This is a genomic window from Ligilactobacillus sp. LYQ135 (assembly GCF_053711055.1).
On the sequence record NZ_JBSJYT010000004.1, the window covers coordinates 112,329 to 124,844 of the forward strand.

Genomic DNA, 12,516 nt, shown 5'->3' on the forward strand with positions numbered 1-12,516 from the left:
TCCTGTTACAACACCCTATAAACCCTTCTATTTTCTACTACGATGTCTAGTTTGATGTTGTCGCCCTTTTAGTAGTTCATTTTGCCGAATTTTCATTTGTTGAATTTCATATTCAATTTCAGTTAAAACTTCAATTTCAGTTTTTTGGATATCTAACAAATGTGGCCACTGAACTTCATTAAGTTGATCAACTTTTTGGTGTAAATTACGTAATTCCATTTCGGTTTTGCGATTAGTTTTATAATCATTTTCTGCATCAAAGCGGTCACGTTCAGCTTGTCGGTTTTGACTCATCATAATGACAGGAGCTTGTAATGCAGCTAAACAGCTTAAAAATAGATTTAATAAGATAAATGGATACGGATCAAAGTGAATTCCGAAAGGATGTAAGGTATTTACAGACATCCATATAAATAAAAAGATACAAAATGCAATGATAAATCCCCAACTACCTGCATATTTAGCCAACGCATCAGCAATTTTTTGTCCTTTAGTAAGTTTCATATTATTAGTGTTTTTAACAACATAGTGATTACTATTTAAATTTTTTTCCAAATTGGCATTAATTTTACGATTAGATTCTAAATCTTCATTAATTGTTCGTTCGAGATTACTTAAGCGAATGTGTTGAAGATCACTTAAACAAATAAAAGAGGATGGTTTAACATTTTTATATTGTTCTTTGATTTGCTCAACTAAATCAGAACCCAGATTATGAAGATAAAAACCTTCAAGAATCGAATAATGTTTGCCACAAATAATACAAGTTGCGTTCTTCTTAGTTGCCATATGACCACCCTTTTCTTTTTATTTCTTTAAGTAACTTGAATTGTAACATAAATATTAAAAAATAATAAAATAACTACTTTAATAGGTCTTTAAAAAAATTAACATGATTTCATTAAAAACATTTGGTACTTCGGCTTGAATGTCATGACCAGAATTATTAACAAGTTTCACTTCAATATATTTTGAATTATTTTTTTGCATTTCAATTGCATAATGATAATCAAAATAAGGACTTTGCTTGGCAGCTACAAGTAATAGTGGGATTTTTGTTTGTAGTAAACTATCACGCCAATCAGCTTGCGCATGACTTAATAATAAGTTTGAATTGTCAATTGATGTAACTTCTTTTTGAATTTTTGCGCCATGGTATTTTTGCCATACAGTATCATCAAGTCCATGTAATGTTTCATGAACTTTTCTTTTTTCAAATAATTTTTCGGAATAATTTGTTTCGGTAACATCCAAATAACCATATTTCCAGTGTTCATTGCTAAGCATTTTAGGAGATTGATCAATGCAAATAGCTCCTTTAATTTTAATTTGCGGATAAAATTGAAGAAAACCATAGATTACGGCAGCTCCCATTGAATGACCAATTAAAAATGGATTATCAAGATTTAATAAATTAATTATCTCAGCTAAATCGTCAATTAATAAATGAATATTGGCTGGATTTTTTGTTTTAGAGTTGCCATGATTGCGTTGGTCGTAAACAATAACGCGATAACCATGTGTAATTAAATCATTAATTTGACCAGTCCAAATTTCTGCAATTCCTCCAAATCCATGAATTAAAATAACGGGTTGTCCATTCCCATAATCATGGTAGTCAATATTAGTTTGATCATGTAGTTGTAACTTCAAATTTTAAATAAGTCCCTTCTTTTCTGGATCACGTAAGAAAGTTAATTTTGTATCACTTGAAAATTCTGAGTGGTATTGGTAACCAAAGTCATTAAATTTAATTAATTCATGATAATTTGAAATATTTTTTTCCGCCATATAACGAACCATTTCTCCACGTGCCATTTTGGCATAAGTATTATCTGAAACTACTTTATTTTTTTGTTTATTAAAGTATCCAAACACACATGTAATCATCTTTACTTTATCATTTTTAATGTAGCGTGAAACTTGTCTAGCATACATTTCAGAAGCAAGATTGATGATTAAGTCATTATTTTTAGTTAAGTTTTTAAACCAACTGTCTCTCCAAAAAGCATGTAAGTTTTTAGTACCATTGACATGTGCTTTAGCTCGCATTTCTAGTCTATAAGGTACAACTCCGTCAAATGGACGTAAAACACCATAAAAACTTGATAAAATTCGCAAATTTTTTTGAATATAATCAAGTGCATTTTGAGTAAATAAATCTGGCGACATATATTTATATTGAAGGCCACAAAAAGCTAAAATAGCTGGTGTTTGATGCTTACTGTTCAAATTCATCTTTCTAATGCGCTTCAAGTTCAAGTCAAATAACTTGTCATTAGTATTCCATAATTTACGCAATTGATCATCAGATAAACTTTTTAAATATTGTTCAATTTCAACTGTTTTATTGATTAATGCTGCTTGAGATAAAACATCAAATGTATCAGTATCAACTTGCATTTGTTTTGCTGGTGATATAATTATTTTCATTATACTCAGTCCTCATTAAAATTTTTTAAGTCTACATGTGAGTTACTCAATTTTGCTTGTTCAAAATATTCAGATTTAAAATGAGAACGAATTCCATATCTATAAAAAATAAGTGAAATACTAATTAAGACAATGAAGTCCCATGGATATTTAATTAAGCCAATTCCCCCAAATTGATGACTTCCAAGATATGAAAGAATGGCTAATACAATTAAATAGTAAATTAACCATAAACTCGCCTTAATTTGTTTCTTTGTTTCGGTCCATCCAAGTTTATGTTCGTAGAAAAAGTAAATTGGTAAACCTACTAAGATAATTAAAATAACCTCAATTGTAGTTGGCCACATTGCCCAATACGCAGCTAAACTAGCTAATACAAATGAAACTGGAGCAATAATATTCAAATGTTTTAATTTCACTGGACGTACAAAATCAGGAGCCATTTTACGCAATGATACTACTGAAACAGGTCCAGTTAAGAAAGCAATTAAAGTCGCTGTTGAAATAACACTTGCAAGTACACTCCAATTTCTAAATAGCGAAACCATAATGATGCTGATGACTGCGTCAATAATTAAAGCAACTCGTGGAATTTGATATTTTTCATGAATCTTCCCCACTACAGCAGGAAAATGCTCATTTTCCTTAAAAGCTGCTAAGGTTCTTGCTCCTGATGCAACAAATGATACACCAGTTCCAAAGGGTGAAATGAATGCTTCCATGTAAAGAAGTACAGACAACCAGTACATGCCAAGAATAATTGCCAAATCAGCAAATGGAGACTGAAAGTTTAATCCATGCCAACCTACTTTTGCTAAGGTATTTGGATTGATTACGCCAATAAATGTAATTTGAAGTGCTACATAAATAATGAAGGCAATAAAAAGTGATAATACAATACCACGTTTTATATTCTTTTTAGGATTATGAATTTCACTTCCCATATTAATGACGGTTTGAAATGCGTCATATGAAAAAATTATTCCTGAAATAGTGGTAGCAGAAAAAATTGCAGCAGATCCATATGGCATAAATTCATGAACGGAATGTCCAAAATTTCCAGGATGAAATCCAGATGCAATTAACATTATTATTGTAATCAATGGGACACCTAATTTAAAGAAAGATACAAAGTTAGTAAAACGAGTTAAAAGTTTCACTGACCAGTAATTCAATAATGTAAAGATAATAATGAATAAGAAAACTAGTAATAGTCCCTTATTAGAAACTTGCGAATCAGCCATTAGTTGACGAGTCCAGTGTGCCCAGTGCCATGGCCAAGAACTCATATATTGTACACAGGCAACGGCTTCAATTGGAATAATTGTAACTAAAGAAATCCAATTAGCCCAAGCAGCAATAAAACCTAATAATGATCCATGAGTATACTGAGCATAATGACTCATTCCACCACGTTCAGGAAACATTGTACCTAATTCAATATAATTAAAAGCAATTAGTCCAATTACTAATGCTCCGATGACCCAAGAAATAATTGCAGAAGGTCCTGCCACTTTGGCAGCTTCCCATGAACCAAATAGCCATCCTGATCCAATTAGTGAACTTAGTGTCAACATTACTAATGAAAACAAACTGATTTTCTTTTTCTTCATATTCTAACTTCTCTCTATACCTTAAATTGCAATATACAATTATATTGGATGTATGTTGCAATTTACTTTAATTTATGCATGTTAAACAATTTCTTACTTAATTCTATTTCCCGTGGATCTGGATTACTATTTAAAAATTCAATTACTCCTTTGTGATCATTTGCATGAATTAGCTCATTATTTTTTTCTAACTGATTTTTCAAATGACGTGCAGCTCCCCAACTACCGTCAAAAAATGAAACAGTTCCAGCAATTTCTTGAATAGCTTTTTGTGCAAATGGGAAATGTGTACAACCTAATACAATCGCATCAACAGGCAGATATTCATCTAAAATGCGATGCAAATAATCCTTAATTTCAGCTGTATCTAGTTCATCGCGTTCTACAAATTTAACTAATTGAGGTGCTGGAACTTTAATAATTTGTGCATCTGAATGTAATGAATTAACTAAATGATTAAACTTTGTCCCTGATAATGTTAAAGGTGTTGCCATAACTATAATTTTCCCATCAGGAAAGGCCTTTACTGCAGGCTTAATAGCAGGTTCTAAACCAATAATAGGAATGTCATACTCTTCGCGTAATTGTTGTGCTGCAACACTTGTAGCGGTATTGCAAGCAATCACGATTGCTTTTACATTGTATTTATCAATAAGTAGATCTACGATATTTTTACTTAACTGATAAACTTCTTCGGGTGATTTTATTCCGTACGGAGCATTTTTAGAATCACCATAAAAAACATAATTTTCATTCGGTATGATCTGATAAAGTGCACGTAATACGCTTAATCCCCCTTGGCCTGAATCAAATACTCCAATTGGTCGTTGTTTTAAACTCATAAGTATTCTCCTCTCAGTTAATTATTTATTTGTTTTGTTAGCAACAATGATTTTAGTATGTTCACTAAACATTTTTTGTTGCTCTTTTGTGGGAGCTTTATCGGTAATAAATGTTGAAATCACATCTAACGGACAAATTCGATAATATGATTTATTAACAAATTTTTGATGCTCAGCTACAAGTACAACTTTACGTGCACGTTGCGCAGCCACTCCTACAATTTCAGCGTCTCCTTGATCTAATAAATAAACTCCATTTTCATCGATGCCAGATGCAGCAATAAAAGCCGTATCAAAGACAATGTTTTGCAATTCCTTAACTGCTAAATTAGAGTAAAAATAACGATTTTCATGATTTAATGTTCCACTTGAAATTTTTACTGTAACCTTATTATGATCAGATAATGCAATACAGTTATCTAATGAATGAGTATGAACTGTTAGTGCCATGTTTAAACTTTGGCAAGTTTTAAGTAGAATAGTTGATGATCCAATGAAGTAAACATGGTGCGGTTTAAAGAATTTCAAAGCTTCAACCGCAATCCGTGTTTTTTCCTTTGTAAATTGCCCTAATCGACTTTGATAATTAGGTACACTCCGTCCAAAATCAAGGGGTAAAATTCCTCCATGTGTTCTGCGAACTTCTCCTCGTTCAGTTAGTAAAACGATGTCGCGACGGGCAGTATCTTGAGAAACCCCAAATTCATCCATAATATCTTTAGTAGTTAATTCTTGACGGTCTTCTAATAATTGTTTGATTAATTCAATTCTTTTTTCTTGAATCAAAATTACATCCCCGTTCTTTGATTTCAATAACATAAATAATTATAAACTGATTTACGGGTTTATTCAAAGTAATTAAGGATTTCCTTACAAAAAAAGATGATTTAATCAAGTAAAAAAGCCCTACGTACATAGGGCTTTTTGAAAGATCAACTTATTTAGCCAAGATCTTTGCAATTTCAATAATTAAGTCAACGGCTTTTTCCATTGTGTCAACGTCAGCAAATTCAAAACGTGAATGCATATTATCTGCACCAGTAAAGACGTTTGGAGTTGGGATTCCCATAAATGAGATCTTAGAACCGTCTGTACCGCCACGAACTGGATAAATGTCAGGCTTAATATCTAAGTTTTGCATTGCTTCTTCAGCTGCATTAACAACGGTCATGTCTTTTTCAATAACTTCACGCATGTTGTAGTATTGGTCTTTCATGTCAATGATAACGCGTTCTTGCCCAAGTTCTTCATTCATGCGTTTAGCAATATCTAACATTAATTGCTTACGTGCTTCAAATTTTTCACGATCATGATCACGGACAATGTATGCAGCATGTGCTTCATCAATGGCACCATCTAATGAAAGAAGTAAGAAGAATCCTTCGCGACCTTCTGTTTTTTCAGGAACTTCATTTGCAGGTAATTGGCTATCAAATTGCATTGCAAGTTTTAAAGCATTTACCATTACTCCTTTGGCAGTTGCAGGATGAACGTCTTTTCCTTTAAAAGTAATCTTAGCTTGTGCAGCGTTAAATGTTTCATATTCAAGTTCACCTAGTGGACCACCGTCGACTGTATAAGCAATGTCAGCACCAAAATCTTTAGTATCAAAGTGATCAGCACCTGTTCCGATTTCTTCATCAGGACCAAAACCAACTTCGATTTCACCATGTTTAATTTCCGGATGATTAATCAAGTATTCCATTGCTGTCATAATATCAGCAATTCCACATTTGTCATCAGCACCAAGTAAAGTATCACCGCTTGTAGTAATCACAGTGTGACCTTTGGCATTATGTAAGTTAGGAAATTCGCTTGGTGAAAGAACATATTCACTATCACCTAATTTAATATCAGATTCGCCATCATAATTTTCAATTACTTGAGGCTTAACATTTTCAGCATTGAAGTCAGCTGTATCCATATGAGAGATAAAACCAACTTTCTTAGCTGTCTTTCCTTCTGGAAGATTACTTGGTAATGTTGCAAAAACATAACCACTTTGTTCATTTAAACGAACGCTACTCATTCCAATTTTTTTTAATTCTGCCATTAAATCTTTGGCAAATTCAACTTGTGATTGAGTTGAAGGAATTGTAGTTGAATTTTCGTTTGAACGTGTATTCTTCTTTACGTATGAAATAAAACGAGGAACTAAATTTTCATATTTTGTCATTCTCGTCAAGCCTTTCTTCTTCAATTAGCATAAAATAAAAAATATGCCATGAATCAATCATAATATTATAATGATTTGATGTCAAATTGTCTTGTCAAATTTTCTTACATGATAAATAAAAGACTCGTAATTTCATTTTGAAATTACGAGTCTTTTATTATACAAACGTATATGGATTAGTATTAATTTGTGATTGATATAAATCAATATTCCACTTGTTTTCAGAATTCCATTTAGTAAATAATTTCATTAAATGAGGTTTACAAATAGATTCAATATAGTGACCAGCATCTACTGCACTCATTTGTGATGCAATAATGTCATGACCAAAGTGATATGAGATGTCACCAGTTAAATATAAGTCAGCATTTTGATTTAATGCATTAGTATAAAATGATGCTCCTGAGCCACCTAAAAGTGCAATACGTCTAACTTTTTGATTAAGATCATTTGAAATTACGCGAGTTTCTGGAATATCAAAGACTTGTTTACACTTTTCAGCAAATTTTTTAACTGTAATTGCTTCAGGTAATTCTCCAACTCTTCCCATTCCATAGCGTTGACCTAAGCCTTCAACTTGATATAAATCATAAATAAAATCTTCTTGAGGATGATTTTCATACATTGCATTCAAAACTTGATTTTTAATTCTTTCAGGAAAGAAGACTTCAATTTTTTCTTGAACAACTTCAATCATTTCATTTTTATCACCCACATAAGAATGCTTATCATCTAATGGAATAAAACGACTTGTTCCGGTTAGTGAATAGGAACATGCTTTATAATTCGCAAGTTTACCTGCCCCAGCAGCAGTTAATGCATCACGCATGGCATTAGCAGTGTTGGATTGAGTAAAGACTGCTAGTTTATACATTTTTTCTTCTTTAGTTGGTAATAAAGGTTTAGTATTTTTTAATTCAAGTGCTTCAGCAATCCAATCGTTCATTCCGCCATTGGCATTATCTAAGTTTGTATGAGCTCCATAAACAGTAATGTTATGCTTGATAATATTGGCATACATTTGATTTTGAGGAACGCTTAAATCAAGTGGTTGAACAGGCCGAAACATTGCAGGATGATGTGCAAAGATAAAATCAACATTATTATCAATTGCTTCTTTAACAGTTTCAGGACGAACATCTAAAGTAATCATCATTTTATGAACTTCTTGATTTAAATCACCTAATTGAAGTCCAACTGGATCTCCCTTTTCTGCCATCCATTTAGGAGCAAATTGTTCAAAGCGTGAAACAATTTCTTTAACCGTTGTCATTTTCTAAAACCCCTTTGATTTGGTTATTTTCTTCTTCTAGTTGATCAATTTTAGCTTGAGGAACTTTTTTAGCTTGTCTCATTTGTTCAATTGCTTTATTGTTTTTGTCAATTTCTTTTTGCCATTTCTTTTTAAAAGAAGACGTTTGATTTTGACGTAAAAAAATACCATATTTTAAATCAAGTGAAGATAATGGCTTAATCTCATCTGTATATTTAGCAACAATAATTTCATAGATATGATGATCTTCATCGATAATATCTTCATTTGTAATTTGATAATGATGCTCAAAGAGCCATTGGCGTAAAAGATCACTTCCGACATTTGGCTGCAAAATTAATAATGGGTGGTTTTGCAACTTGGCTTTACCATTATTTAAAATTTTACGAATCAATGTCCCACCCATTCCACAAATTGTAATGGCATCAATTTGATCAGTTGCTTTAATAGCATCTAAACCATCTGCTAGACGAGGATAAATAATTCCTTCTAAATCTTCATCTTTGATTTCTTGAACAGCATTATCATATGGTCCCTTAACTACTTCCCCTGCAATGCCATAATCAATCATATGATTAAGAGCTAGATATGCAGGTAAGTAAGCATGATCTGAACCAATGTCAGCTAATCGAGCACCTTTAGGGACATATTCTGCGACTTTAGCTAATCTTTTTGATAAATGATGTGCATCCACAAATAAAACTCCTCTTCAACTACTCTAAAAAGTCTTTTAATTGTTTTGAACGAGATGGATGGCGCAATTTACGTAAAGCTTTTGCTTCAATTTGACGAATACGTTCACGAGTAACACCAAATACACGTCCAACTTCTTCAAGTGTGCGGGTACGTCCGTCATCTAATCCGAAACGTAAGCGTAAAACATTTTCTTCGCGGTCAGTTAAAGTATCAAGAACACTGTCTAATTGTTCTTTTAATAATTCATAAGCGGCATGGTCTGCTGGACTAGTTGCATCTTGATCTTCAATGAAATCACCTAAATGTGAATCATCTTCTTCACCAATTGGGGTTTCAAGGGAAACTGGTTCTTGCGCAATTTTCAAAATTTCACGCACTTTTTCAGTTGGCATATCCATTTCAGCACCAATTTCTTCAGGAATTGGTTCACGACCTAAATCTTGTAACATTTGGCGTTGAATGCGAATAAGTTTATTGATGGTTTCAACCATGTGTACTGGAATACGAATAGTTCTTGCTTGATCAGCAATTGCACGTGTAATTGCTTGACGGATCCACCAAGTTGCGTATGTTGAAAATTTAAATCCTTTACGATAATCAAATTTTTCAACGGCTTTCATTAACCCCATATTACCTTCTTGGATTAAATCTAGAAATGACATTCCACGACCAACATAGCGTTTAGCAATTGAGACAACTAACCGTAAGTTAGCTTCAGCTAGACGTTGTTTAGCTTCTTCGTCACCTTGTTCGATTTTTAAGGCTAAGTCAATTTCTTCATCAGCAGTTAACAAATCAACTCGACCGATTTCCTTTAAATACATTCTAACAGGATCATTGATTTTAACACCTGACGGAGCGGAAACATCCTTTTTAGCTTCTTCTGCAGTCTGATCAGCAACTTTTAAACTTGCCTTACTTGGTTCACCATCTTCATCAACAACTGAAATTCCTGCATCTTCAACTGCTTCGATCAATTTATCCATTTGATCAGCATCCATATGCATTGGCTCAGCAATTCTTTTACTTAACTCATCATATTTAATTTGACCTTGTTTTTTGTATTCTTTAATTAAGGAGTTAACTTCTTTTTTAAATGTTTTTTCATCAAATTGTGCTTCTTTATTTGTCAAAATAGATTCCTCCTAAATCAGTGATGATTTTAACGTATTTTTTTGTCGTAATAAATTGGTCTTTTCCATTATCAAAGCCATTAACTTTTCAGTATCATTCATCCGTTTAGCTTTATTAATTTCTTTTTCAAGATTTTCAATTTTTTGATCAAGTGGATACTCACTCATAATTAAATGAATACAATCCTCAATTTCTTGATCAGTTGATTCTCCTTGATAATCTTCCATTTCCAAATTAGTAACTACATTTTTTAGATGTTCATTTTGAATAAAATCTAAAAAGTTAGCACTTTTATACGAATCATATTGGTTAAAATATCCTTCTGCAATTATACAAATTGTTTGGTAATCTTCATGAATAAAAGTGAAGTTTTCAATTTCTTGCACTTTTAGCCAAACACTTTGCTCGTGTAACATTCGGTACAATAATAACCGTTCTGCTTTTTCCGTTTTTGAATAATTATTTTGAATATTGACGGTATCATTAACAGTTGCAATCGTAGCTTGGTAATCTTTAAACTCACGCTTTTGATGCAACGCTATTTCATTTGATGGTGGCTTTTTTTGATTTTGAGCGAGCAAAGCCTTAACTTGAGCTTCTAAGTTATTATACTCAATTCCAAACCGTGTCGCTAAGCGGTGTAAGTACAAATCACGCTCAATTGGATCTTTAATGAAAACAAGTTCTTTTAGTACATCATCGATATATGCAAGTTGATCATTTTCATTTTCAAGATTTCTTCCATTTGCATAAAAATGCATAAAGAAACTTATAGGTGTTTCACGACGATTTTTTACAATTTCTTGAAATTTATCAGTACCATATTTTTTAACAACTTCATCAGGATCGAGTTTATCAGGTAAGTTAATAATCTCTAACTTGAATTTATTTGCAGGTACAATGATTTCAAGAGCCCGTTTAATAGCTTTTTGACCTGGATCATCGCCGTCATAGCAAAGTGCTAAATTCGATGCAAAATGACTTAAAATGTTAATTTGTTCATCAGTTAGACTTGTTCCCATGGATGCTACACCATTTTTAATTCCAGCGCGATAAGCAGCTAAGACATCCATAAAACCTTCAAATAAAATAATTGATTTATTTTGGCGAATAGATGCCTTGGCTTTATCAAGATTGAATAACACACGCCGCTTATTAAAGATAGGTGTTTCAGGTGAATTTAAATACTTAGGAATCGATTTATCAGTTGAATTTAATATTCTTCCTGAAAATGCAATTGGGTGACCATTTTGATCAGTAATCGGGAACATTACTCTTCCTATAAAACGATCATTTAAATTATCGAGAGGATCATCATTATTTTGCTGATGTTCAACAAATAATCCTGATTTCCGTAATAATTGGTAATCAATTTGCTTTTCTTTAACGAAATTTCGCAAAATATTAGTGTCAGGAGCAAATCCTAAATTAAATTCTTCGATCATTTCATCATCTAATCCACGATCATGTAAATAATCTAATGCTTGTTGACCTAATTGTGTGTTTACCAAAATATGATGATATAGTTGACTCGATTGTTGATATAGATCGATTAACTTAGCATTATCAGAGGATTCAGCAGAATTTAAAACATCATTTTCTAAATATTTTTCATCTAACTGAATGCCGCCAAGCTCGGCTACTCGTCTAAATGCTTCAGGGAAAGTAAGCCCTTCTGTTTCCATAATAAACTTATAAACATTTCCTCCACGATGGCAAGAAAAACAATTAAAAATTTGTTTTTGTTCATTCACAGAGAAAGATGGAGAAGTTTCTGGATGAAACGGACAAAAGCCAAACCAGTTTTTTCCAGATTTATGCATTTGAACTTTTTGACTTACGATGTCTAGAATATTAACTTCAGAACGGACTTGATCAATCAACTCCGCGGGTATATGCATTTTGATCTCCTCCTTTACTTAAAAAAGGGTAAAATAACCCCGCTGTTTACAGTCAAATAAAATTTTATTACATATTGTGGGTAAAGTCAAGTAAAAGTGGTGATTTTAGCAATTCTTAAGAATTTATTAATGCTGTTGTAACATAACGACAGTTATATGACATTTAATCAAATTATTGTAATCACTTTGTAACTATACTTTAATACTAAAACCACTTTTTAAATACGACAAAAAAAGAATTACACTGAGTGCAATTCTTAAATTTTTATTAAGATTGTTCTTTACGAGTTTGATAGCGAGCAATCCGTTTAAGTTGTTGCTCAAAGACTTCTTGTGCCGTTTTACCATGTAAAATCTGCCGGGGACGCTCATTAATCTCACGCGCGACAGCTTGAACATCACGGTCAATTAAACGCTCAAAACTAGTACCCTTCGGGATATATTGCCG

11 protein-coding genes and 1 pseudogene are annotated in these 12,516 nt (G+C 32.4%); all 12 read right to left on the minus strand.

Translation table 11 applies throughout. From position 1 onward, the window contains the following. Positions 1–27 precede the first annotated feature (27 nt). Entirely contained in the window at positions 28–789 is a 762-nt protein-coding gene (locus ACWCL1_RS05280; protein ID WP_454545867.1) for a DUF1003 domain-containing protein, read from the minus strand. 78 nt (positions 790–867) lie between these two features. Next, positions 868–1,653, minus strand: coding sequence for an alpha/beta fold hydrolase (locus ACWCL1_RS05285; RefSeq protein ID WP_454545868.1), 786 nt, complete (start codon positions 1,651–1,653; stop codon positions 868–870). A 3-nt stretch (positions 1,654–1,656) separates the two neighbouring features. Continuing rightward, complete coding sequence (yaaA, locus tag ACWCL1_RS05290; RefSeq protein WP_454545869.1) at positions 1,657–2,433, minus strand: peroxide stress protein YaaA; 777 nt, start codon at positions 2,431–2,433, stop codon at positions 1,657–1,659. Positions 2,434–2,438: 5 nt separating this feature from the next. Continuing rightward, positions 2,439–4,046, minus strand: a complete 1,608-nt coding sequence (locus ACWCL1_RS05295) for an APC family permease (RefSeq protein WP_454545870.1) — start codon at positions 4,044–4,046, stop codon at positions 2,439–2,441. Positions 4,047–4,108: 62 nt separating this feature from the next. Further along, positions 4,109–4,888, minus strand: a complete 780-nt coding sequence (murI, locus tag ACWCL1_RS05300) for a glutamate racemase (RefSeq protein ID WP_454545871.1) — start codon at positions 4,886–4,888, stop codon at positions 4,109–4,111. Positions 4,889–4,909: 21 nt separating this feature from the next. After that, a complete protein-coding gene (locus ACWCL1_RS05305; RefSeq protein WP_454545872.1) occupies positions 4,910–5,674 on the minus strand; it encodes a DeoR/GlpR family DNA-binding transcription regulator in 765 nt (254 codons plus the stop codon). A gap of 151 nt (positions 5,675–5,825) precedes the next feature. Continuing rightward, positions 5,826–7,064 (minus strand): peptidase T, encoded by a 1,239-nt coding sequence (pepT, locus tag ACWCL1_RS05310; protein WP_454545873.1) that lies wholly within the window; start codon positions 7,062–7,064, stop codon positions 5,826–5,828. A 157-nt stretch (positions 7,065–7,221) separates the two neighbouring features. Further along, a complete protein-coding gene (locus tag ACWCL1_RS05315; RefSeq protein ID WP_454545874.1) occupies positions 7,222–8,337 on the minus strand; it encodes a Nif3-like dinuclear metal center hexameric protein in 1,116 nt (371 codons plus the stop codon). Further along, positions 8,324–9,031 carry a tRNA (adenine(22)-N(1))-methyltransferase gene (locus ACWCL1_RS05320; RefSeq protein WP_454545875.1) on the minus strand — a complete coding sequence of 236 codons (708 nt, stop codon included), beginning with the start codon at positions 9,029–9,031 and terminating at the stop codon, positions 8,324–8,326. The genes ACWCL1_RS05315 and ACWCL1_RS05320 overlap by 14 nt, the downstream gene beginning before the upstream one ends. A gap of 19 nt (positions 9,032–9,050) precedes the next feature. Beyond that, positions 9,051–10,166: an RNA polymerase sigma factor RpoD gene (gene rpoD, locus ACWCL1_RS05325; RefSeq protein ID WP_454545876.1), complete on the minus strand. Its 1,116-nt coding sequence runs from the start codon at positions 10,164–10,166 to the stop codon at positions 9,051–9,053. 12 nt (positions 10,167–10,178) lie between these two features. Further along, positions 10,179–12,068, minus strand: a complete 1,890-nt coding sequence (gene dnaG / locus ACWCL1_RS05330; RefSeq protein ID WP_454545877.1) for a DNA primase — start codon at positions 12,066–12,068, stop codon at positions 10,179–10,181. Between the two features lie 268 nt (positions 12,069–12,336). Continuing rightward, positions 12,337–12,516: pseudogene (locus ACWCL1_RS05335) on the minus strand (hypothetical protein); the annotation flags it as partial.